Source organism: Curtobacterium sp. WHRI 8282, assembly GCF_040223925.2.
GTDB classification, from domain to species: domain Bacteria; phylum Actinomycetota; class Actinomycetes; order Actinomycetales; family Microbacteriaceae; genus Curtobacterium; species Curtobacterium flaccumfaciens.
Genome location: NZ_JBEHCD020000002.1, coordinates 74,924 through 98,259, shown reverse-complemented (window position 1 = coordinate 98,259; position 23,336 = coordinate 74,924). Strand labels below are relative to the sequence as shown.

Genomic DNA, 23,336 nt, shown 5'->3' with positions numbered 1-23,336 from the left:
AAGGGGAACGAGCGCTTGGCGACTCGACTGAAGGACGCGTCTGTCCTCTGGGCGCAGGGGGGCCTCGGCAATCAACTCTTCCAGTTGAACGCCGGGTTGACGTTGTCCGATACGCCCGCGAACCTGCTGGTCTCGACGAGCAGCTACGGCCGCGACCGACTTCGACAGTTCGAGCTCGGAGCGTTGCTCTCGGCGTCGGCGATGACAACTCCCACCGAGGACTTCCGACTCGGACAGCCGTACAACTGGCGCGGTCGACAGCGATCGAAATCCCGCGACCGTTCGATGGTGAACATCTTCAGTGACTCTGGGACGCACCCGTCCGCCTTCCGACGCGGAACGTTCAACATTGGGTTCTTCCAGGACGAAGCATCACTGGCGCTGCCCACGAAGGCGACCACAGCTCTGGTCGCTGAGTACCGGCGGAAGACGTCCATCGCAACGTCTGCAGAAGGCCGCCCAGTTCTGCACGTTCGGCGTGGGGATTACACGTCTTCTCCGGCGGCTCAACGCACCTTCGGCAAGCTGTCCCGCCTCTACTACGAAGCCGCATGCAGCAGGCTCGGCATACGCATCGACGAGTGCGTCATCTACACCGATGACCCAGCGGCAGTGCAGCGTGAGTTCGACGTCCCTCGCAGCGAGATCGTCGGACCCGAGGACATCGAGTCGCCACTCGACACGCTCGTGGCTATGTCGCGGGCGAGCGCCTTGGTCATTCCGAACAGCACCTTCTCCTGGTGGGCCGCGGAGCTGGCGTCCGGCGTACCCGTCGCCGCTCCGAGCACCTGGTTCTTCGACCGTCCGGGGAACCTGAGACGCGCTGGTTGGGTTGCTGTGCCGAACGCATGAGTCGATTCGGCAAGTCGCTGTCGTTGGGGTGGCTCCCCGCGAGCCAAGCGCTCTCGTTGATCGCGTCGTTGGCAGCCTTCGCAGTTCTTTCGCGCGAACTTGGTCCGGCCAGCTACGCGCAATTCGCCGTCTTCGTGTTCGTGTACACCATGGCGGCCTTGGCCACGGATTTCTCGGCGATGGGCTTCCTGCTCGTTCATGGTGTTTCGGGGTCGCTTCGACGATCAGCCTGGTCAAGTTCGCTTGTCAGCGCCGCAGCCGGTGGTGTGGTGCTGGCCGGAGCGCTGTTCCTTTTGTCCTTCATGGACCTGCCGACCGGCCCTCCCCGCGCCCTGGACGTCTTCATCCTCGTGTCAGGCCTCGTCGCACAGTCACTGATCCAGCCGCTCCGAGGGCAGCTGATGGTCTTCCGCAGGTACCCGACGATCGCCGTGACCGATGTGGGAGCCACTCTCGTCGGGTTCGGCTCCGCGATCTTCCTCGCCGCCCAGATGCACTCGGTCACGGTCCTCTGTGTGCAACTCGCGCTGACATCGGTGGCTCGGCTGGTGTTGACGCTCGTACTCTCGCTTCTCGTCGGACGAAAGGGTTCAAGGGACCGCGACGAACCCGCCGTTGCCGGAACCGTCGTCGAAGCTCCGAACCCGTTCCGCTACGGACTCAAGGTCCTCCCGCTGAACGTCGCTTCCTACGCAAGCCGAGCGATCGATTCGGGCACGTTGCCGCTGATCCTCCCCGTCGGAGCGGCGGCGTCGTACGCCCGTTCGTACCAGTTGATCGTCACCCCCGTGACCCAGGTCCAGCTTTCCCTCGGCGGAGCGATCGTCGAGCGGATGGCTCGCCGAGCCGCCCAACCCGGTGACGACGGCACGTTCGACAAGCGCGTCTGGAAAGCGCTCCACCTCGTGACCTTCGTAGCAGCTATCGTGTTGTCGCTGGGTGCACCGGTGCTCGAAGCGATCTTCTTCGGCCCGGGGTGGGTACACGTTGCGCTCATGATCTCTTCGATGGCACTGCTTCTGCCCTCTCTCACACTGAGTTCCTTCATGTCGTGGAAACTGCAGATCAAGGCAGAGCTACGGCATTCGCTCCTGAACCTCGGGGTGCTCCTTCTCGTCCCGCTGCTCGCCATCGTCCTCGGGCTGCTCTACAGCACGAACGGCGCGCTGATCGGGTTGGCCGTGGGCGCTCTCATCCAGGGACTCGCCCTGGCTACACTCCACCGGTCGCTGCTTCCCGTAGCGCTCAAGTACGCCATCGTGCAGATCGTCGTGGAGTGGGCTGTTCTGGCTGCCCTGCTGGTCGTCCGATTCCTGTGATCAGACGCTTCCGGGTGCGCGAAGAGGAAAACTCCATCGCGACCTCAGCAAACGCCGCAGATGCTCACGATCTCGACTGCTCTCCACCTGCCCAGCGCTCCACTCGAGCCTTGATCGAAGCTCCTCGGTACTCATGTCGCGTGCGTCGATGCCCAGCACAGCAGCAGCGAGAGCGTTGTAGGACTCGATGAGGGCCTCGTTGTCCCGCACCTGCTGTTCGTAGCCCGGTTGGGACGTCGCTTGGTTCGGGTGGTGTCGATATGCAACAGTCGGGAACGAGGTCAGCGATATGCGCGCACCAGAGGCAGTCAAGCGCAGCCACAATTCGTAGTCCTCCGCGTGCCCCGGCCGATACGTCTCGACCCCATCGAGAGCACTCCGCCGAGCAATCATCGTCGACTGCGGAACGGGGTTCAGCACGAGCAGCGCGACGGGCATGGCAGCTGGTGACAACGCAGCCGGTCTTGGTATGTGGACACGGGACCGGTGCTCGAAGCGGGCAATGGGTGCGAAACGGAGGTCCGACTTCGACATCGAACGGCGGTAGCCGACGAAGCGATGCGGCAGGCAGATGTCGTCCGCGTCCATCGCCGCGACGAACTCACTGTCTGAACGAGCGACCAGCTGATTGCGCGCTTCACCAGCACCAACGTTACGCAGACCTTCGACCAAGGAGACCCGACTCGTTCTATCGGCGAAGCGTCCCACGACCCGTCTGGTTCCGTCAGTGCTTGCGTCGTCATAGACCAGGATCTCTGCGTCCGTGGGCATCGCCACGAGCGTCGACCGAAGGGCCGCAGAGATCGTGCTCTCCGCGTTCCAGGCAGGCATGATCACTGTCAACCTAGGCATCACGACGTCCAGTCGGCCTCGCAGGCGCACCGATGACCGTCGTCCCCGGCGCGACGTCATCGATGACGACAGCCATCGCCGCCAGGGTGGCACCGGAGCCGACCCGGATCGGTCCGAACACTTGCGCGTAGGCGCCGAAGGTCACGTTGTCCCCGATGATCGGTACCCCACCGCCTTCGCGACGTTCTCCGATCGTCACCCCGTGCCGCAGCACGCAGTCAGCCCCGATCTGCGCTTGTGGGTGGACGATGATCCCGCCGAAGTGGTGGATCATCAATCTCGGCCCGATCTCCACGGTTCGCGGGATGTCGATGCCTGTCACGAGTCGGACTGCGTTGTACAGAGGGAAGTACAGGGCGTGCAAGATCCTTCCTCGTATTCCCCTCACCTGCAGGGTGTACCGGCCGAACCGGTACACCCGGAGAGCCCAGTAACCGGGCTGGAGAAGCCACGGATGCCCCCCGAAAAGAGAAGCCTCTTCCCGCCTTGTGCTGGCGCTGCCGTAGAACGACATCATTGTCCTCTCGAGAGCATGGACCGGTACTTGCGTGCGGCACGGTGACGAAGACCGCTCAGGAACGACACGGCAGGATGAACGGCGAGAGTGTCTCGCTGTACCCGACGTGCTTCGGCGCCGATGAGTCTCCCATGCTGGGTCGACGTACCGTCGAGGTGGAATCGTGCGACTGCGACATGCTCGACGACGAACGGAACGCCCGAGGCGTAGAGCTTGGCAGTGAAGTCGTAATCGGCAGCCACCCGAAAGCTCTCGTCGTAGCGATCACTGACTTGTGCGCGGGGATAGAAGATCGCTTGATGCGAAGTCGGCAACGCGTGCCAGAGCGAGCGGGGTGATCGCGTGGCGCGGGTTTGTTCGCGCGCGCTGGACGCGAGAACGAAGTCCGCGAGGACCACCGCACCCTCGTGTGCCCCGAGCATGACGGACAGCTGGGACCAGCGAACAAGGCACTCGTCACCGCCGTTCAAGAACCACAGATGGTCGCCGCTCGCGGCGGCCATGCCCTTGTTCATCGCGTCGTAGATGCCGGTGTCCGGTTCGGAGATCAGGCGTACCGAGTCGCCGAGGTCTTCAGCCCGTTGCGCTGTTCCCGCCGACATCCCGCCATCGACGATGATGAGTTCACAAGCTCGGCCCGACTCCTTGAGCAGGCCCTCGAGCGAAGCCGCGGTCCGCTTCAACCCTGCCTCGTCCTTGTACGTCACGGTGATTATCGACAGCTTCGGAGGCAAGTGCAGAACCGCTCTCTCCTGGGATCAAGGATCGGCTTTGTCGCCGGGTGGCGAAGATCACCCACAGGGTGAAGACGTACTCCGGCAACATGATGCCACCAGAGAACAAGAGGCTTCCGACGACCCAGACCGGGATGGCGGCCTGCTCGATCGATCCCGTGTGGATCCCGCGGCCGAGTGCGACGAACGCCCAGAGTGCCAGCGCGATGGACGCGATCAAACCGAGCCAACCGAAGTAGAACACGATCACGTAGAAGCCGTTGTCGAGCGAGTCGCCGGCAGCCGCACCGTTGAGGATGCCGTAGTCCGCCACGGTGTTCCGCAGCGATCCGTACGGGTGTCCGAGCGGGAAATGCACGAGCGTATCCCCGAGGATCCGAAGTGGACCGATCAAGCGGTAGTAGGCGCTCGATCCAGGGGTGAAGGTCGAATCCAGTCTGCCGGCAAGGTAGGGCAGCGCGATCACCGTCAGCGCCACCAGAACAACGAGAGCGACCAGCTTGAGCCGACTCTTCCCGACGAAGATGACAACCAGGGCCACGACACCGAAGAGGATCAGCCCAGTCGCGGACCTGACGGCGAGGAGCCCCGCGCCGGCGAGCACCCAGACCGGCAGCTTCCGATACCCCTGCGCAAGGAGCGCGACAGCAAGGGACCCGATCACGAATGCGGCGTAGGACGGCTCGAGGTAGAAGCCCGCTGCACGCGGAATCGGATTGAACTCGAGGTGGGGGTCGTACTGGTAGAGGTACTGGTGCTCACCGAAGGGGTTGAACCACTGAACGGAACCTCGTGCGCCCGTTGCGACCTGCAGTAGGCAGAGCCCGACGACCACGATCAGAGCGATGAAGGCACCACGCAGCATGGCTGGTACCGCTTCGGTTCGGACTGTGCCGCGCTTGCACTGGGAGAGGATGACTGCCGCGAACACGAAGAGGGCCAACGTCTGGAAGAAGGAAAGCGAACCTTCACGAGTGGACGGAGCAGCTATCTGAACCAACGCGTTCGGCACGACGGCGATCCCGAGCGCAACGATGACGTTGCCGATCGGCACCCTCGTACTGACGACGATCACGAGCGCTATCCCGAGGAAGAGCCCCAGCGTTATCGGGTAGTCGCCAACCTGGGCCACCTGGAAGTGCTCGAGGATCACGAACGCTGCGGTCAACAGGGTCACGAACGCGCGGTACCCGTTGTTCATGCGCCGAGCACGCTTTCGTAGAGGCAGACATAGTCGTCGATCATTCGGTCAGGTGAGAAGCGTGTGACCTCTGTGGGTGCGATGGCGCTGAGCGGGACAGCGGACCCGATTGCCTCCGCCCACCGTGCTCGTTCACCCACGATCCTCACGTTCTGCGACCAGCCGAACTCGCGCGCGGCCCTGGAATCGGCTGCGACGACGGACATGCCAGCCGTGAGCGCTTCGACAACCGTCAGCGGGTAGTAGTCGACGGCCGACGAGAACACGAGATGCGAGTGTTCCCGCATCAATCGGTACATCTCCGAACGTTCCGTGATGGCTCCGAGCATCAGTGCGTTCGCGATCGGAGACGGCGCGTTGTCTCCCACGATCGTCAGCCGGCCCGGGGCGATGCGAGCAATCTCCTCCAGGAGGTCCCAATCGACCTTGGCGCGGTCGCGGAGGTCTCGGCACATGAACAGGAATCGCGCTTGGCCATCGACCGGCTCCCCCGGGGTCTGCTCCTTCGCCAGCGACCAGAACTGCGGATCCACAGAGTTCGTGATCGTGCTCACGTCGGAGAACCCGCCCGCCTCCATCTCATCCGCAAGCCAGGATGCACAGGCCACCATCTTCAGTGGGACGGTGGCACGCACCTCATCTATGGCCTCACGGCGTGCGACGAACATCGACGCCGCACGATCGATCTTGGCGGGCGGGTAGGCCGACAGGAACGGGCATGGGTCACAGCCGCCTTCCCACCCCGTGCAGGTCCCTGGTTGCGCACATCGGCCGGTCATGGCCCACTGATCGTGCATCGTCCACACGATGGGTTTCCCCTCGTTCGCAATCAGCGCGAGCAGGTCCAAAGGCGGCATCATGTAACTGTGGATGGCGTGAAGATGCACCACATCGCTCTTGCGTACTTCGCGCAGCAAGGATGCTCGCTGCGAGCGACGCGGATTGATCACCTCGGTTCCGACCAGCTGGTGGGCGGCGAGGTTCAGCGCGGCCCGCGGTGCCGAGGCGAGTCGAATGGCTTCGTACTCAGTCTCGAGAGGCGAAGGGCCGCCGCCCTTCGCGTACCCGTAGGCGAATCTGGCACCGATTCCCCTCGCGCGCAGCCCGTCGTGGAGGGTGCGTGCCACCCCTGCCGCACCGCCCTCGCTGAGGCGGACGTTGATCTGGAGCACCTCGGTCACGTCGACGGGCCTTTCTCCGGTGCGGGACCGTCGCTGCTCTCGGGACGTCGTACCGCCGTTGCCGAAGCGGGCGCCGCGGGGCGGGAAGACACACGAAGAGACGCCACTAGTACGCTCCCTGCGATTGCCAGACGGCTTTGGCCGTCCGCCAGAGGACCACGAGATCACCCGTGATCGACCAGTTCTCCACGTAGTAGAGATCGAGCCGCACGGAATCCTCCCACGACAGATCGGATCGACCGCTCACCTGCCACAGGCCGGTCATCCCCGGCTTCACCAAGAAGCGACGGTGGACGTGGGTGTCGTAGCGGGCGACCTCCCGCGAGAGCGGCGGCCGGGGTCCGACGAGGGACATGCTGCCGGCCAGGACGTTGAACAGCTGCGGCACTTCGTCGAGGCTGTAGCGGCGCATGAACCCGCCGACCCGGGTGACCCGGGGGTCGTTCCGCATCTTGAACAGGACGTCGTTGCCCTCGGCCCGGTCGAGCGCACTGAGCTCCTGCAGGCGTTCCTCGGCGTCAACGACCATCGAGCGGAACTTGATCATCCGGAAGGTGCTGCCGTTCAGCCCGACGCGCTCCTGCCGGAAGAAGACCGGACCGGTCGAGGTGGTCTTCACCAGCACCGCCAGCACGAGGAGCAGCGGCGACAGGACGACGACGAGCAGCCCCGCGCCGAGCAGGTCGAAGGCGCGCTTCGTGTAGAGCTTGCGCCCCGAGTACGTCGGTGTCTCGACGTGGATGAGCGGCAGGCCCTGCACCGGCCGGGTGTGGATGCGGGGACCACCGATGTCGGTCAGGCTCGGCGCGACCACCAGGTGCTGCCGACCCGGCTCGAGCGACCAGCTGAGTTCCCGGACACGCTCCGGCGGCAGGTCGTCGGAACTCGTGATCACGACGGTGTCGGCACCGGTCTCGCGCAGCGCGGAGCCGACGTCGTCGAAGCCGCCGTGGCTCTGGATGGTCGACCCGGCCAGCAGACCGCGGTGGTTCGTCGACACGACGGCGCCGACCACGCGGTAGCCGGCTTCGGGGGAACGCGCGAGTTCGCGGCCGATGTGCAGCACGCTGGCCGGCGACCCGACGAGCAGCACCGTCGCCGAGTAGGCGCCCTGCTGACGCTGGGCGACGAGCCACTGGCGCCAGATCCAGCGGGACAGCAGGAGGACGAGGATCCCGATCGGGAACGCGATGAGCACGTAGCCGCGGGCCAGGTCGACGTGCAGCAGGAACGCCGCGATCGCGAGCAGGCCGAACACGCGGACGCTGGAGTCCGCGACCAGGCGGTACTCGGTGCTGCCGACGCCGATCACCCGCGCGCCGCGGGTGTCGTACAGGGCGAGTGCGCTCATCCACACGACGATCACCACGATGGAGATCGCGGAGTAGCTCAGTCGCAGGTCGGCGGTGTTCGTGGCCAGGTTCGACTCGAGCCCGAGCCAGGCGATCTGCACGCCGAAGACGACCCAGATCAGGGCCAGCAGGTCGGTGAAGAGCACACGGCGTGAGTACGTGCGGCTCCACTCGTCGGTGGCTCCGAGGGCGCGTGGTGCGCGGAGCGCGTCCGCCGTCACGAGGACGACCCGGTCACCACGTCGCCCCACCGTCCGACGAGACCCGGACGGTCGTGCCGTCCCACAGCCACACGTCCTGGCCGGCACGGTCGATGGTGACGGTGTTGTCCGTGTCCGCGCCGTCGGCACAACCGACCGGCGTGACGGGGGTGCTCGGCGTCACCCCGGCGGCGGGCATCGTCACGAGCTGCACGCCGTCGCACGATGCGACCCCCACTCGGGCCAGCGTGTAGTCGCTGCCGTCGACGGCGATCGAGCGCACGCCGCCCATCGGCACGTCGACCCAAGCTTCCTCACCGGTCCGCCACTCGAGTTGGCCGTCGCAGATGACGACCGCGGTCTGCTGCCCCTGGAACGCCTCGATCGGGTCGGCGCACGGCGCCTGGACGGTCCCCTTCGAGAGCACCACGCCGTCGGCGCTGATGCCGGCACCGGCGGCGCCGGGCGCCCCGGCTTCCCACGTCACGCCGGCGTCGGCGCTGGTCCGCGCCGTCGTGGTGCAGTCGTCGCCGACGCCTGCCAGGATCGAGAGCTCCGCACTGGAGGCCCGGATCGCCATGAGCGATCCGACATCCGTCCCGAGTCCCACCGGGACCCACGTCGCCCCGCCGTCCACGGAGTGTTCCAGCACCGGCCGCGGGCCGCCGCACGACCCACCGGACGCGCGCCACGCCTCCTGGCCGTCGACCGCTGCCAACAGGCGGCGACCCTGCTGCTTGGTCGACGCGGCGTCTGCGTCCGCAGACGCACTCGGCTTCGGTGTCTCGCTCGAATCCGGTGCCTGCGAGAAGGTCGGGATCGGACCTGCCGGTCCGTTCTGTTCGGGCGCGGTGCGGCCCAGGGCGAGCGCGACGAGCACCACGTCGACGACGATCAGCGCCACCACCACGACGGCCACCAGGATGAACGTGGTCCGGGGCAGTGCGCGGCCGAGGCTTCGGGTCCCCCGGCGAGTCTTCATCTGATCGGCCCCGTTCAGCGTCCGGCGCGGCGGAGCACGCCCAGCTTCTTGCCGGCACGCTTCGGCGGGTGCGTCGACGTGGTCACGGTGTTGTCGTCCTCGTCGTGGCCGTAGCTGTAGCCGTAGCCGTAGCGGCCGTGGCCGTAGGCGCCCGGGCCCTTCAGCGGCATCTTCGTCAGGACGAAGCCGGAGACCGGGGCGCCGACGTTCTCGAGGGTGGCGACGGCCGCGGCGAGCTGGCCCTTCAGCGTCTGCCCCGAGGCGACCGCGACGATCGCGCCGGAGGCCTTCTTGGCCAGGATCGCCGCGTCGGTGACGGGCAGCAGCGGCGGGGCGTCGAACAGGACGTAGTCGAACTGCTGCTCGAGCAGGTCGATCAGGTCCTGCATCGCGCGCGAACCGAGCAGCTCGGACGGGTTCGGCGGGATCTGACCGGCGGGCAGGACGACGAGCTTGCCGCGTCCCCACGGGTGGGCCACGTCCTCCAGGTCGGCGCGGCCGATCAGCACGTCGGTCAGACCGGCGTTGCTCTCGACGTCCATGTACTCGGCGACGCGGGGGCGGCGCAGGTCGGCGTCGATCAGGATGACGCGGAACCCGGCGCTGTCCAGGGCGATCGCCAGGTTCGCGACGGTGGTGCTCTTGCCCTCGGACTGCATCGACGACGTCATGACGAACGTGCGGGCACCGGTGCCGATGTCCAGGAACTGCAGGTTGGTGCGGAGCGTGCGGAACGACTCGGCGCGGGGGCTGCGCGGGTCCACCTGCACGATGAGCGGGCGCTCGGCGGCCTTGGCGTCGAAGGCGATCCCGCCGACGACCGGCTTGTCGCTGATCTTCTCGACGTCGAGCTCGGTGCGGATCCGGTTGTCCAGGGTCTGGCGCAGGACGGCGATGCCGATGCCCAGGGCGAGCCCGACGAGCAGCCCGAGCGCGACGTTGACGGGGACGTTCGGGCTGACCGGCGTGCTCGGCACGTCGGCCTGCTTCACGCGGGTGAGCTTGACCGTGCTCTTGCCGCTCGCGTCGGTGGCCTCGATGTCCTGCACGACGTTGGTCAGGCTCTGCGAGGTCGCGTTGGCGATGTTCGCGGCCTGCACCGGATCGGTGCCCTCGACCGAGATCGCGATGAGGGTGGTGCTCGTCGGCGCCGTCGCCGACACCATGGTCGCGAGCTGGTCCGCGTTCATGTCGAGCTTGAGCGACGAGATGACCGGCAGCAGCACGATCGGCGTCGACACCAGGTTCGAGTAGGTCAGCACCCGCTGCTGGGTGAACGTGTTGCCCTGGGCCAGGTCACTGGCGCTGCCGGACGTCTCCGTGGAGACGAAGACCTGCGCCGATGCCGAGTAGACCGGCTTCTTCAGCAGGGAGAACCCTGCGGCTGCGGCCACTCCCACCAGGGCGAGTACGACGATCAGCACCCATCCCTTGCGGAGCACCGTGATGTAGTCGCGGAGTTCCACGCCTTTGCCTTCCCCGATCATGGCCGTCCCCGTGGTCCCGACACAGGCACGCCGGGGTACTCCCAGCGCACGGCATACAAATAGTGCCACAGGAACGAGCGCTGCTCGGGGGAAGTCGCCATCCGGCGCGCGGTGTCCTCTACGGTGGCCCCATGCGCTCCGAGCCGGCACAGACCACCACCGAGCCCAGCGTGCGGCGACAGCGCGACCTCATCGTCATCCTCGTCGCACTCGGCGTCGCCGTGATCCTGACCCGGATCGTCGGACAGGTCACCCGGACTGGGGGCATCCCCTCGCCGGTCCTGCAGGTGCTCGCCGCGGACGCCGCCGTGTGGGTGCCGCTCGTCGTCGCGGCCGCCGTGGTGCTCCGCCGGACCCCGCGTTCGGCGATGGTGTCGCGGCTGCGGCTCGACCTGGGGATCGTGGTCTTCGCGATCGGCATCGTGATCGTGTGCCGCGCGGTGGACGTGTTCCTGTCGATCGCGTTCACGGGGTCGACCGGGCTGGTCCCGGCACCGACGCTCGGCACGCCCGACGTCGGGCTGCTGCTCGTGTCGGCGATCGGTATCGTCATCGTGAGCCCGGTGCTCGAAGAAGTGGTGTTCCGCGGGCTGTTCCAGCGCCGGCTCGCCGCCGAGCTCACGCCCCGCACCCGGTTCCTCGCAGTGCTGGTCACGGCGCTCCTGTTCGCGCTGCTGCACCTGCTGCTCGGTGCGGGTGGCACGTCGCTCGGCGGGTTCCAGGTGTTCGTGACGACGTTCCTGCTCGGCCTGCTCACCGGCACGCTCGTCGCGATGACCGACCGCATCGGCGGCGCGATCCTGGCGCACGTGCTGTTCAACGCGGTCGCGGTCGTCGCCACCTGGCCGCGCTGAGCGGCCAGGGCTGCGTCCCCAGATGGGGTCAGGGTCGGTCGCTCAGCAGCCCGGACCACTAGCCTGCACTGAGCATGACTCGCCCAACCAGCATCGTCGACAACCCTCTCGTCCGTCAGGCTCCGATCAGCGGCCTGTTGGCGCTGTCGGCGTTCCTGAGCGTCGTGATGCCGACACTGGCGATCACCCAGCACCACCTGTTCGTCGCGAGCGTGGTCGGCGTGGTGGTCGCGACGCTGATGAGCGCGATCCCCACGCTCGTGCGCAGCGCGGCCTGGGTCGTACCGGTCCTGCTCACCGTCGACTTCCTGACGATCGCACTGCTGCGTACCGGGACGGGCTCCGGCTCCTCGCTGTTCACCGCGATCGTGGTGCTCCCGGTGGTCTGGTGGGCGTCGCTCGAGAACCGTCGCACCGTGCTCTTCGCGATCGCGGGCATCGTGCTCGTGATCCTCGCGCCCTACGTCCTGACCCCGTCCGACGCGCCCGGCGCGAGTGAACTCGTCCGCCTGGGCATCCTCGTCGTCGTGTTCGGCACCGTCGCCGTCGTCGTGCACGAGCTCTCCCGTCGCTCGCGCCTGAACCTGCGGTCGGCCGAGGCACGTGAGGGCAAGGTCCGCGCCGAGATCGACCGGGCAGCGGCGGTGCAGCGATCCCTGCTCCCGACGACGACCGGCCGCATCACCGAGGACGTCGTCGTCGCCGGTGCCTGCCTGCCGGCCCGGAGCGTCGGTGGCGACTTCTTCGACTGGTACCCGACGCCGACCGGGGTGGCGGTGAGCCTCGGCGACGTCATGGGCAAGGGCGTCGGCGCGGGGCTGATCGCGGCCGCGGTGCGCGCGACCCTGCGCAGCGCCCGGACCGTCGAGGACCCCGGCGAGGCGCTGAAGCGGGCCTCCGACGGGCTGACCGCCGAGGGCGTCGGACCCGACCTCGCCTTCACCACGCTGTTCCACGCCCGGATCTCCGACGACGGCAGCCTCCAGTGGGCCGACGCCGGTCACGGGCTGAGCTTCGTCCTGCGCGCCGACGGGCACGTCGACCGGCTCCGGTCGGGTGACATGCCGCTCGGGCTCGGCATCCGCGAGGAGTGGGCGACGACCCAGGGCGCCCTCGAACCGGGTGACCTGCTCGTCTCGTTCAGCGACGGCGTGCTCGACCTGTACGACGACCTCGACGACACGATCGAGTCCGTCGCCGCGATCGCCCGCGCCGGCCGCGACCCGCACGCGGTCGTCCTCGCGCTGTCGGCCCGCGCCGACGAGGTGCCGCACGACGACGACGTCACGGTGATCGCGATCCGCCGGCAGCCCGTCGAGGTGGACACGGAGCGACCGCTCGCGATGCACGCCGACTGACGGCGCGGAACGAACGCACGCCCACGGACGGCCCGGAACGAGCGCACGGCGACCGGCGGCGCTGAACGAACGCCGGCCTGCCGGGATTGGTACGCGCCGCCGCTCGAACCCGAATCGTGCGGCGACGCGTGCAGACGGTGAGCGTCTGCCCTCGGACGCCCTAGCGTCCTCGGTCTGTGGGGGCGGCCCGACGGGCCACCCGGAGGGTCAAGCGACCCGGTCGAGGTCCCAGAGGGGCGGCACGTACGCGCGGGACCAGCCCTCGCGCAGGCGGGTCACGGCGCGGTCGAAGGCCTCGAGCAGGTCCATCTCCGGCCGCACCATGGACTGCAGCTGCAGCCCCTCGTAGGTCGCGAGCAGCTGCTCCGAACCGCGCGCCGGCTCCATCGTGCCCGGCTCACGGCCGAGCAGGACGTCGCGCTCCAGGGCGTGCTGCACGAAGGCGTGGAACCGTCGCCACCGCACGTGCAGCATCGGTGCGAGCGGGTGCTCGGGCGACGCCGCGATGTTCAGCGTCGCCGTCAGGAACCGCATGAGCGACGGGTCGGCCACGTTCGCGGTGACGATCGCACGCAGGAACCGGATGGTGCCATGCTGCTCGGCCAGGGGCATGAGCGGGACGGTGCGCTCCTCGTTCCACCGGTCGATGGTCGCGAGCAGCAGACCGTCCCAGCTCGGGAATGTCCGGGCGACGACCTCGGTGTCCACACCGGCCGCAGCCGCGACGACCTCGGGGGTCACCTCGTGCAGCGGACGGGAACGCAACGCCGTGATCATCCCGTGGATGACCTCACCCCGCAGGGCGGTGTCGTCGGAGGTGGTGACCGGCGGCGTTTCGATGTGCATGCATACACTGCACCAGCCCTGAGCGACCGTGCACAGTCCCCCGAACGGGAACGCGCGTTCCCCGGACAGGCCCTACGGCTGGTCCGGCACCGTCACGATCCGGTTCTGGTACGCCCACACCACGGCCTGCAGCCGCGACCGCACCCCGAGCTTCGGCAGCATCCGCGCCAGGTGCGACTTGACGGTCGACACCTCGAGCACCAGGGCGGCCGCGATCTCCTCGTTCGACATCCCCTGCGCCAGCAGCAGGAGCACCTCGCGCTCGCGGGCGGTCAGCACGCCGTCGGCCCGGTCGCCGGACACCGGTTGCAGGCTCCGCCGTGACACGAACTCCCGCAGCACCCGCCGGGTCAGGGCCTGGTCGAGCGTGCCGTTGCCGGCGGCGACCTGTCGCACGGCGTCGACGATCGTGTCCGGGTCGGCGTCCTTGAGCAGGAACCCGGACGCACCGGCCTCGAGCGCCCCGAACACGTAGTCGTCCAGGTCGAACGTCGTCAGCATGAGCGCGGGGATCGCCGGATCGGCGTCCGGAGCACAGAAGATCCGGGCGAGTTCGATGCCGTTCATCACCGGCATCCGGATGTCCAGGCAGGCCACGTCGGGTCGCGTCTCGCGCGCCAGCGCGAGCGCCTCGCCACCGTCGGCGGCCACGCCGACCACCTCGATGTCCGGCTCCGCGCCGAGGAGCGCGGACACCCCGGCGCGGACCAGTGGCTGGTCGTCCGCGACCAGCACGCGGATCACGCGACCACCCCGGTGCCGTCGGCGGCCTGCGCGGGTGCGGCAGGCGCCTCCCGGCCGAGCGCCAGCTCCACCAGCCATCCGCCGGTCGCGGTCGGGCCGGTCTGGAGGCGCGCCCCGACCAGGTCCGCCCGCTCGCGCATCCCCCGCAGGCCGTTGCCGCCCGAGGGAGAGGTCCCCGCTGCCGGGACGGTGGCTGGTGCGTTCTCCACCCGGATCACCACCCGGGTCGCGTCGCGGTCGTCGATGGTGACGGTGCACGGGGCGGACGGGGCGTGCAGGGCGGCGTTGGCCAGCGCCTCCTGGACGGTGCGGTAGGCGGCGAGCTGCGCGAGCGGGCCGACGCCGTCGGCCAGCGGGCGGTCACCCGGCAGCACGTCGAGGCGGACGTCACTGCGGAACCGCGCGCGTTCGGCCAGGTCGACGATGCCGGCGACCGTCTCGACGGCGCGCTCGGCTGGGGCGTCGTCGCGGAGCAGGCCGACCAGGCGGCGGAGGTCCTCGAGCACGGCGGTGCTCTGCTCCCGGACCTGGCGGGCACCCTCGTGGGCACGCTCCGGGTCCGCGTCGATCTGCCGGTCGATGACGGCGGCCATCAGCGCGATGCCGGACAGGTGGTGCGCGGCGATGTCGTGGAGCTCACGGGCCATCGCGGCGCGTTCGCGGGACACCGCGGCGTCGACCAGGGCGTCCTGCTCACGGTTCACGGCGCTGGCCTCGGCGGTGCGGGCGACGCGGACCTCGCGGCGGGACTGCACCAGCAGGGTGACCAGCAGGGGCAGGCCGACGGCACCGATCGCCTGCAGCACGCCCTGCCCGAGCGAGCCGGCCAGGCCCGTCGAGAAGTCACCGCGGAACGCACCACCGGCGCCGGCGGACAGCACCGCGCTGCCGGCGGCGACGAGCGCCCCGGCGACCAGGAGCGTCGGCCACAGGCGGGCCAGCGTGACACGGAGGGCGGCGAGGACGACGGCGACGACCACGGGCAGTGCGGTGAGGCCGAACACGTCGAACGACTCCGGGGCGAGCGCCGCGACCACCACCGGCAGGGCGGCGACCACGATCAGCACGGTGCGCGGTGCCCGACGGGCGGCGACCAGGGCGGCCGACTGGGCCAGCAGGCCGAGGGCCAGGACGCTCCAGGCCAGGGTGAACGGTGCGGGCGCCCGCAGCGCCAGGGCGGCACCGTCGGGCTCGAGGGCGTCCAGGGGCGGCAGGCCGAGCAGCAGGCCGAGGGCGACGACGGCCGTGCCGAGGGCGACGAAGACGTCGACGCGGCGGGCGCGCTGTGCTGCCGGCTCGGCCGGTGCGCGCAGCGCGTCGTGCTCAGCGGGTGCCATCGTTGGATCCTACGAGGCGGGCGCGGGTGGGGACCGGTGCGTCGAGGGGCAGGGCGCGTCGGGCGGGGTCGTAGCCCAGGCGGCCACGGGTCGCGACGAGGAGCACCGCGGCGGCGATCGTCGACATGATGGTCAGGCCGATCATCAGCGTGCCGGCGGTCATGCTCGGGTACATCTCGGGGAAGAGCGTCGAGATCGTGTTGTTCACGCCGACGTGCAGCAGCAGGGCCAGGGGCAGGCTCTCGCGGGTCTTGTTGAAGACCTGGATCATCACGACGTTGAAGGTGATGGTGAACAGGGCGAACACGACGGGCTCGCTCCAGTGCGCGTTCGGCCAGCCGCCCCAGTCGCTGAAGTACAGCGGCATGTGCCAGAGCGCCCAGATCGGGCCGAGGATCGCGGCGGCGCCCAGGCCCCCGAAGCGGTGCTGCAGGCGGGGCAGGGCGAAGTCGCGCCAGCCGGGCTCCTCGCTCAGGCCGGTCGAGAACAGCTGGATGATCAGCCCGGGCACGAGCATGGCGAAGGCCAGGGCCGAGGGGGCCCGCACGTCACCACCGGCGAACGGCAGCGCGGACACGACGATCAGGGCCGGCACGACGACGAGCGCCAGCGCGTACCAGTACCAGGCGACCCGCCAGCGGAACAGCCGTCCGACCCAGCGGCGGAGCCCCGCGCGACCGTCGGCGACCGCGGTGACGATGAACGCGCTGCCCAGCGGGCCGAGGAGCGCCCCGGGCAGGACGCCCGTGAACTGAGCGCTGCCCAGGACCTCGGGGAAGTGGATGTCCCACACGCCCATGCCGTGCGGCGACAGGATGTACGGCACCCACGCGAGCCAGCTCAGGCCGAGTGCCATGGTGAAGAAGGACACGAGCGGGTGCCGGGCGATGAGGCCGCGGACACCCCCTCGGTCGCGGGCTGCGGTGCCGGCGGTGGGCCGGACTTCGGTGGTGTTCGTCATGTACACGACGCTAGGAACCAGCGCGCTCGGGGACGACCGGCTTCGGGATGCACCTGCGGGAGTTCCATCGAAGGATGCAAGAGGCGTTCGGGCCCTGGTTTCGCCTGGGGGATGAACACGCCGTCGTCATCGCTCGACGCCCTGTCGTGCTCGAGACGCCGCGGTATTCGGAGGCGTCTCATGCGCTCGGCGGCGTCGGGGGAAGACACCGGCGTCCCGAGCGGCGCACTCGCGCCCGGACGGACGCCAGGCCCGGTGCCAGCTGACACCGGGCCTGGCGTCCGTCAGTGGTCAGACCACGGCGCGCAACGCGTCCGCGATGCCCGTCAGCGCCACGTCGAGCTCGTCGGCGACGCGCTGGTGGGTCGCCGTCGAGCGACGGTAGGGGTCGTCCACGTCGTCGTCGGCCGGGTCGGCGGGCGGCGGGACGGTGCCGCGCAGCCGGGCGACGCGTTCCACGAGCTGCTGCGGGGTCGTCACGTCGGCCAGGTCACCGGGCTCGAGGCCGGCGAGCACCCGCGCGAACTGCTTGATCGTGAAGGTCCGCTTGGACGCCCGGGGTACCAGGGAGACGGCGGCTGCACGGTGCGATCGCTCGGCGGTCAGCACCAGGTCGGCGCGCTCGACGATCTCGGCCGTCAGGTACCGCGACCGGTGGGCCGAGGGGTCGCCGCCGAGCCGGACGGACTGCTCGGCCGCGGCGGCGTCCATCGGGGCACCGTCGTCGGCGATCGTGCCGGCCGACTCGACCACGAACGCCGGAGCGTCCGGGCCGAGCCGTGCCGTCAGGACCTGCGCGCCGAGCGGGGACCGGCAGATGTTGCCGCTGCAGACGAACAGGATCCGCATCGTCACGCTGCGTCGGTGCGTTCGCCGGCGCGCTGGTCGGCACGCTCGTCGTCGCCGAGCAGGTCGTGCCGCACGACGATGGCGTCACGGCCGGGGCCGACACCGATCGCGGAGATCCGTGCGCCGGACATCGCCTCGATCGCCAGGACGTAGTCCTGTGCGTTCTTCGGCAGGTCGTCGAAGGTGCGGGCTCCGGTGATGTCCTCGGTCCAGCCGGGGAACTCCTGGTACACCGGCTTCGCGTGGTGGAAGTCGGACTGGTTGACCGGGACCTCGTCGACACGGACGCCGTCGACCTCGTACGCGACGCACACCGGGATCGTCTCGAGCCCGGTCAGGACGTCGAGCTTGGTGAGCACGAAGTCGGTCACGCCGTTGATGCGTGCCGTGTAGCGGGCGATCGGGGCGTCGTACCAGCCACAGCGGCGCGGGCGGCCGGTGGTGGTGCCGAACTCGAAGCCGTTGGCGCGCAGGAACTCGCCCGACTCGTCGAACAGCTCGGTCGGGAACGGACCGGCGCCGACGCGGGTCGTGTACGCCTTGACGATGCCGATGATCCGCTCGAGCTTGCCCGGGCCGATGCCGGAACCGGTCGCGGCGCCACCGGCGGTCGCGGACGACGAGGTGACGAACGGGTACGTGCCGTGGTCGACGTCGAGCATCGTGGCCTGGCCGGCTTCGAACAGGACCGTCTCGCCACGCTCCAGGGCACGGTGGATCTCGAGGGCTGTGTCGGCGACCATCGGGCGCAGGCGCTCGGCGAACGAGAGCAGCGACTCGACGACTTCTTCGGGGTCGATCGCGCGGCGGTTGAAGACCTTGACCAGCAGGTGGTTCTTCTGGTCGAGCGCTGCCTCGACCTTCTGGCGCAGGATGTTCTCGTCGAAGATGTCCTGGATCCGGATGCCGACGCGGTTGATCTTGTCGGCGTAGGTCGGGCCGATGCCGCGACCGGTGGTGCCGATCTGGCGCTTGCCCAGGAACCGCTCGGTCACCTTGTCGACGGTGCGGTGGTAGTGCGTGATGACGTGGGCGTTGGCCGACACGAGCAGCTTCGAGACGTCGACGCCGCGGGCGCGCAGGGCGTCGAGCTCCTGGAACAGCACCTCGAGGTCGACGACGACGCCGTTGCCGATGATCGGGGTCACGCCGGGCGTCAGGATGCCGGAGGGCAGCAGGTGCAGCGCGTACTTCTCGCCGCCGACGACGACGGTGTGGCCGGCGTTGTTGCCGCCGTTGAACTTCACGACGTAGTCGATGCGGGAGCCGAGGAGGTCGGTGGCCTTCCCCTTGCCCTCGTCGCCCCACTGGGCGCCGATGATGACTGCTGCGGGCATCTGGTTCTCCTCACGTTGGCGGAGGACCGCACACGGCCGTCCGGGCCGGTGGTCCACCCGAGTCTATCGGCTGGTCACCTGCGCGTCACCCGCTGTGACGCCCTGTGGACGGTGGGCCGCTTGTCCACATCCGGCGCACCTGGGTGTCCGTCCGGATCGGTCGGAGCACGGTCGGACCCGTCCAGATCCACCAGGGAAGGAGCAGGACATGAGCGGCATCGGAGACAAGGCGAAGGACTTCGCCGACAGCGACAAGGGCGAGAAGGCCACGGACGCCGGCCTCGACAAGGCGGGTGACGCGGCCGACAAGGCGACCGGCGGCGGGCACGGCGACCAGATCGGCAAGGCCGAGGACGCGGCCGACGGCAAGATCGGCAAGTGACGTCCGAGACGCCACCGGCGGACAGACGGGAGGCGCGGTGCCAGCTGGCACCGCGCCTCCCGTCTGTCGGTCGGTGCGTCCCGGATCACCCGGCCGACCCCGGATCAGCTCCGGAAGAAGTCCTGGTACGACGGGTCACCGACGGGCTGGGAGTGCCCGGGCTCGGCCAGGCGCTGCTCGATCATGGCCTGGATCACGTCCGGCGGAGTGAGTCCACGACGGCGCCACTCGACCGGGTTGGACCGAAGCTGGTTCAGCGTGTTCTGCATGGGAGCAACACTGGCACCACGTAACTAGTTTGTCTAACTACCTGTCCTGTACACGCACCGGCGAGACGTGACTCCTGCACGAACAAGAGGTGCCGAGCCCGATCCGGGCCCGGCACCTCCTGGTCACCGTGTCGAACGGCGGATCAGCGCGCCACCTTCGCGGTCGGCGTCGACGTCGCCGTGCCGTCCTGGTAGCCCGTCGCCTTCGCGACGACCGTCACCGAGATCCGGTGCCCCGCGTCCGCGGAGCCGAGCGTGTACGACGAACCCGTGGCGTTCGTCACGGCCTTGCCGTCGCGCAGCCACCGGTACGAGTAGGTGACGCCCGTGCCGTCCCACTTGCCGTGGCCCGCCTTGAGCTTCGACCCGACCTTCGGCGTGCCGGCGATCGACACCCCGCTGCCCTTCTGGAGCTGCAGGGTCGGAGCCACCCAGGTCGCGGCGACACTCTGTGCCTGGCTGCCGACCGCGTTGCCGAGGTGGAGCAGCAGGACCCGGGCACTCGCGACACCGGGCGACCGGGTGACCTGGAGCGAGCCCCGGTCGGCGAAGACGACACCCGTCGACGAGCCCTGTGCGAAGGCCAGGGGCGGCTTCGCCGGGTTGAAGGCCACCGCGGTGGTCTCGTCCACGATCGACGAACCGCTCGTGGCCGCGGCCGGAGCGTAGGCCGACTCGGTCAGGACCGAGTACGTGAACGTCGAAGTCGCACCGATCAGCGCGGCATCCACCGTCAGCACCTTCACCGTGCTGTCGAAGGTGTTCACGTCCTGCCCGGGCGCACCGCCGTTGAGGGGCTGCGCGTCGACGGTCTTGCCGGTCGCGAGGTCCACCGTCGTGGCGAGGGTGGCGTCGATGGTCGCCGACTTCGCGTCGTAGACCAGGTAGTCCGGCTCACCGTCGCGGTCCGTGTCGATCAGCACCTCGACGTTGGTCACGGCGCCGGGGTTGGCGTCGGGTCCCGCGGTCTGGATGCCGAACGCCAGCGTGCCGGAGGCCTTGTCGAAGCTCGCCCCGTAGGCCCGGACGTCCGCTGCCCGGAGCGACTGCGACGCCGACCCCTCCGCGAACGTCTCCTGGGGGTCCGTCCCGCCGAGCACGAACGGCGCGACCGCCGCGTGGTACCCCGTCGTCGCCGTCCCCTGGTCGACCACCCGGCCGCGAAGCGGCAGGTCGGCGGTCTTCTGGGAGCCGGTGTACGTGATGCCCGCGCCGCGGACGGCGCTCACGGGCTTCGGCGCGACGTACGTGCCGACCCGCAGCGGATCGGTCGTGGTGTCGGTCGGGGTGAAGGTGACGAGCCCGGTGGCCGCCGCGACGAACTCGCGCTGGTACCCCTTCTGGACCGACTCCTGGGTGGGGTCGATGACCCGGCGGAGGGCCGTCGGGTCGGCGATCGTGAACGTCAGGTCCACGACGGCACCCCGGCCCGGCTGGACCGTGACGCGCTTGGTGCTGAGCGAGAACGCCACACCCGGCTGGGACACCCGCGGCTGGTAGGCCACGTCGTAGGTGTGCGCGGTCGAGCTGGTGTTCTCGACGAGCAGGGACCGGGTCTCGGTGGTCTTCTCGGCGACCTCGACGACACCGAACGAGGCGGTGACGAGCTGGCCGTTCTCGACGCTGCGGACCGTGGTGTCCGCCGTGACTGCCTGCAGCGCGTCGACGCGGCCGGTGCCCTGGCGGAGCAGGGTCGCAGTGCCGTCGCCGTCCTTGACGTCGTGCGTCGCCGTGTTCATCAGCGCCGCCTTCACCTGCGGGGCGGACCAGGTCGGGTGCGACTGGAACGTCAGCGCCGCGATGCCCGCGACGTCCGGCGTGGCCATCGAGGTGCCGCTCATCGACATGCGGCCGTCACCGGTGCCGTTGGCCGCCGAGATCACGTTGACCCCGGGGCCGGCGATGTCCGGCTTGACGATGTCGGCGAACGACCCGTGCACGCCACGGCTGGTGAACGACGCGAGCGTGTTCACGGCGTCCGCCTCGATGGCGACCTCGAAGCCCTTGAGCTCGTCCGCGAAGCGCACGTGCAGGGTCCCCGCCTTCGCGGTGGCCTGGAGGCTCGCCACGCTCTTCGCGGTCAGCTCGGCACCCGGGATGGTCGCGTTGCCACCGATGCCGGATTCGAACGTGTCGAGCGTGCCCGCCAGCAGGACACCGACGCCACCGGCAGCCTCGACGTTGTTGAAGCGCACGGCGGAACCGCACTCGAGGGCGGCATCCGTCCACTTCAGCCAGACGACCTTGCCCGCGATCTCCGCGGCGTCAGCGGGGCTGAACGCTGCGCAGCCGTCGATGTTCGTGGTCGGGACGACGACGTCGCCCTCGACGGGCAGGGTGCCCTTGAAGTTGGACGAGTACTGCGAGCGGTAGGTCTTCGCGACGTCGGCCGGCGCGGTGACCTGGACGCCGTCGTAGAGCGACTGGCCGGTGGCGCTCGCGGCGACGGTGAGCGCACCCTCGGCGTTGCCCGGCGAACCACCGATGTCGGTGAAGTCGTCGGCGTTGCCCGAGGCGATCACGGGGAGCACGCCGCGAGCGGTCAGTGCGTCGATCTTGGCGTTGTCGGGGTCGTCCGGTGCGCCGTAGTCGGAGCCGAGCGACAGGTTCAGGACGTTGATGTCCTTGCCCTGGGTGAGCGCCTGGCCCACCCAGTCGAGCGCGGCACCGGTGACGTCGGTCGAGCCGCCGTTGTCGCCGAAGACCTTCAGGGCGTACAGGCCGGCCTCGGGCGCGGTGCCCGGGCCGATCCACATGTCCTGCACCTGCTGCGTCGTGAGCTTGGTGTAGTCGCCGTCGAACCGCTGCTTGTCGGCGGTCAGGCCGTAGCCGGCGATCGAGCCGGACACGTGCGTGCCGTGGTCGCCGCCCTTGCCGTCGATCGGGTTGTCGTCGGGAGCCGGCACCGGGTCGTAGGTGTTCGGGTCCGTCGGGTCGGCGTTGTAGGTCGCACCGGCGAAGTCGTACCCGCCGAGGAACTTCGACGCGTCGTACAGGCTGGGGTCCGGGGCGCCGCCGCTCGCGTTGGCCAGGGCCTGCTGGTACGCCTCGGTGGTGCCGGGGCCGCCGAAGTCGGCCTGCGTGTAGTCGAGACCGGTGTCGAGGACGGCGACGTTGACGTCCTTGCCGGTGTGGCCGGTCTGCTGCCAGGCGTCGAGCGAGCGCGTGTAGACGTCGCTCGCGGCGTTCTTCGGCGTGACGCCGTCGGCACCGGGGCGCACCAGGCTCGGGTCGACGCCCGAGGGAGCGGCGTCGGCGTTCTCGTTGACCGTCGGCTCGACGATCTTCTTCGGCGTGAGCGGGATGATGCTCTCGACGTCGGAGCGCTCCGCGATCTGCCGGAACGCGTCGACGTCGGCGACGACCGCGACTCCCGGGACGGTGTACTCGGTCGAGTAGAGCTCGGCCGCCTGGGCGTCGGCGCGCTTGACGGCCGACCGCACCGCGGCGACGGTCGACTGGATCGCCTCGACGCGGTTCTTGGCTGCGGAGGACTGGGTCCGCGACTTCGTCAGGTCCCCGCCCTTCGCCTTGGCGTCCACTTCGAGGGCCCCCTGGCCGGTCGTGCGCACGAACGCGGCGACGGTCTTCGTCGGCTTGGCGTCACGGAGCGGGGCGGAGAGCTTGAGGTCGGCCACCGAGATCCCGGCCGGAGCTGCGGAGGCCGCGCCCCCGACTGCGAGACCGCCACACGCGAGGGCCGCGACGGCGATGCCGGCGGT

21 protein-coding genes are annotated in these 23,336 nt (G+C 69.3%); 5 read left to right on the top strand and 16 right to left on the bottom strand.

Annotated elements, in window-relative coordinates:
- Positions 1–15 precede the first annotated feature (15 nt).
- Positions 16–852: an alpha-1,2-fucosyltransferase gene (locus tag ABRP24_RS06810; protein ID WP_301566380.1), complete on the top strand. Its 837-nt coding sequence runs from the start codon at positions 16–18 to the stop codon at positions 850–852.
- Entirely contained in the window at positions 849–2,171 is a 1,323-nt protein-coding gene (locus ABRP24_RS06805; protein ID WP_349847115.1) for an oligosaccharide flippase family protein, read from the top strand. Before ABRP24_RS06810 ends, ABRP24_RS06805 begins: the two co-directional genes overlap by 4 nt.
- On the opposite strand, the gene ABRP24_RS06800 is transcribed toward ABRP24_RS06805, so the two are convergent.
- The 8 genes from ABRP24_RS06800 to ABRP24_RS06765 form a co-directional block, all read right to left on the bottom strand.
- Positions 2,172–3,002 (bottom strand): glycosyltransferase family 2 protein, encoded by an 831-nt coding sequence (locus ABRP24_RS06800; RefSeq protein WP_371836732.1) that lies wholly within the window; start codon positions 3,000–3,002, stop codon positions 2,172–2,174.
- Between the two features lie 13 nt (positions 3,003–3,015).
- The gene (locus ABRP24_RS06795; RefSeq protein ID WP_371836731.1) at positions 3,016–3,345 is read right to left on the bottom strand and encodes a serine O-acetyltransferase; all 330 of its coding nucleotides are present in this window, start codon (positions 3,343–3,345) and stop codon (positions 3,016–3,018) included.
- A gap of 191 nt (positions 3,346–3,536) precedes the next feature.
- Positions 3,537–4,247 (bottom strand): glycosyltransferase, encoded by a 711-nt coding sequence (locus tag ABRP24_RS06790; RefSeq protein WP_301566376.1) that lies wholly within the window; start codon positions 4,245–4,247, stop codon positions 3,537–3,539.
- A complete protein-coding gene (locus ABRP24_RS06785; RefSeq protein WP_349847120.1) occupies positions 4,165–5,475 on the bottom strand; it encodes a putative colanic acid polymerase WcaD in 1,311 nt (436 codons plus the stop codon). Before ABRP24_RS06785 ends, ABRP24_RS06790 begins: the two co-directional genes overlap by 83 nt.
- Positions 5,472–6,656: a glycosyltransferase gene (locus ABRP24_RS06780; protein WP_301566374.1), complete on the bottom strand. Its 1,185-nt coding sequence runs from the start codon at positions 6,654–6,656 to the stop codon at positions 5,472–5,474. Before ABRP24_RS06780 ends, ABRP24_RS06785 begins: the two co-directional genes overlap by 4 nt.
- Before the next feature lie 106 nt (positions 6,657–6,762).
- Positions 6,763–8,259 (bottom strand): sugar transferase, encoded by a 1,497-nt coding sequence (locus tag ABRP24_RS06775; protein WP_301566373.1) that lies wholly within the window; start codon positions 8,257–8,259, stop codon positions 6,763–6,765.
- Positions 8,243–9,190 (bottom strand): hypothetical protein, encoded by a 948-nt coding sequence (locus ABRP24_RS06770; RefSeq protein WP_214521483.1) that lies wholly within the window; start codon positions 9,188–9,190, stop codon positions 8,243–8,245. Before ABRP24_RS06770 ends, ABRP24_RS06775 begins: the two co-directional genes overlap by 17 nt.
- Before the next feature lie 14 nt (positions 9,191–9,204).
- A complete protein-coding gene (locus tag ABRP24_RS06765) occupies positions 9,205–10,656 on the bottom strand; it encodes a polysaccharide biosynthesis tyrosine autokinase (RefSeq protein WP_111056798.1) in 1,452 nt (483 codons plus the stop codon).
- 152 nt (positions 10,657–10,808) lie between these two features.
- On the opposite strand from ABRP24_RS06765, the gene ABRP24_RS06760 reads away from it, so the two are divergent.
- Both ABRP24_RS06760 and ABRP24_RS06755 read left to right on the top strand, forming a co-directional pair.
- The gene (locus ABRP24_RS06760) at positions 10,809–11,531 is read left to right on the top strand and encodes a type II CAAX prenyl endopeptidase Rce1 family protein (RefSeq protein WP_173032179.1); all 723 of its coding nucleotides are present in this window, start codon (positions 10,809–10,811) and stop codon (positions 11,529–11,531) included.
- Positions 11,532–11,605: 74 nt separating this feature from the next.
- Entirely contained in the window at positions 11,606–12,889 is a 1,284-nt protein-coding gene (locus ABRP24_RS06755; protein WP_214559981.1) for a PP2C family protein-serine/threonine phosphatase, read from the top strand.
- Positions 12,890–13,096: 207 nt separating this feature from the next.
- On the opposite strand, the gene ABRP24_RS06750 is transcribed toward ABRP24_RS06755, so the two are convergent.
- From ABRP24_RS06750 to ABRP24_RS06725, 6 genes are all read right to left on the bottom strand, one after another.
- On the bottom strand, positions 13,097–13,735 hold the full coding sequence (locus ABRP24_RS06750) for a hypothetical protein (protein ID WP_349847123.1): 639 nt from the start codon (positions 13,733–13,735) through the stop codon (positions 13,097–13,099).
- A 72-nt stretch (positions 13,736–13,807) separates the two neighbouring features.
- Positions 13,808–14,479, bottom strand: a complete 672-nt coding sequence (locus ABRP24_RS06745; RefSeq protein ID WP_176708163.1) for a response regulator transcription factor — start codon at positions 14,477–14,479, stop codon at positions 13,808–13,810.
- The gene (locus ABRP24_RS06740; protein ID WP_349847126.1) at positions 14,476–15,816 is read right to left on the bottom strand and encodes a histidine kinase; all 1,341 of its coding nucleotides are present in this window, start codon (positions 15,814–15,816) and stop codon (positions 14,476–14,478) included. Before ABRP24_RS06740 ends, ABRP24_RS06745 begins: the two co-directional genes overlap by 4 nt.
- A complete protein-coding gene (locus ABRP24_RS06735; protein WP_176708161.1) occupies positions 15,803–16,777 on the bottom strand; it encodes a CPBP family intramembrane glutamic endopeptidase in 975 nt (324 codons plus the stop codon). Before ABRP24_RS06735 ends, ABRP24_RS06740 begins: the two co-directional genes overlap by 14 nt.
- 291 nt (positions 16,778–17,068) lie before the next feature.
- The gene (locus ABRP24_RS06730; protein WP_349847789.1) at positions 17,069–17,626 is read right to left on the bottom strand and encodes a low molecular weight phosphatase family protein; all 558 of its coding nucleotides are present in this window, start codon (positions 17,624–17,626) and stop codon (positions 17,069–17,071) included.
- A gap of 2 nt (positions 17,627–17,628) precedes the next feature.
- Positions 17,629–18,963 (bottom strand): adenylosuccinate synthase, encoded by a 1,335-nt coding sequence (locus tag ABRP24_RS06725; protein ID WP_017886319.1) that lies wholly within the window; start codon positions 18,961–18,963, stop codon positions 17,629–17,631.
- A 208-nt stretch (positions 18,964–19,171) separates the two neighbouring features.
- Between ABRP24_RS06725 and ABRP24_RS06720 the strand changes: the two genes are divergently transcribed.
- A complete protein-coding gene (locus ABRP24_RS06720) occupies positions 19,172–19,345 on the top strand; it encodes an antitoxin (protein WP_071248465.1) in 174 nt (57 codons plus the stop codon).
- A 104-nt stretch (positions 19,346–19,449) separates the two neighbouring features.
- On the opposite strand, the gene ABRP24_RS06715 is transcribed toward ABRP24_RS06720, so the two are convergent.
- Both ABRP24_RS06715 and ABRP24_RS06710 read right to left on the bottom strand, forming a co-directional pair.
- On the bottom strand, positions 19,450–19,614 hold the full coding sequence (locus tag ABRP24_RS06715) for a hypothetical protein (RefSeq protein ID WP_155896763.1): 165 nt from the start codon (positions 19,612–19,614) through the stop codon (positions 19,450–19,452).
- A gap of 143 nt (positions 19,615–19,757) precedes the next feature.
- On the bottom strand, positions 19,758–23,252 hold the full coding sequence (locus ABRP24_RS06710) for a S8 family serine peptidase (RefSeq protein WP_146247887.1): 3,495 nt from the start codon (positions 23,250–23,252) through the stop codon (positions 19,758–19,760).
- Positions 23,253–23,336: the final 84 nt, after the last annotated feature.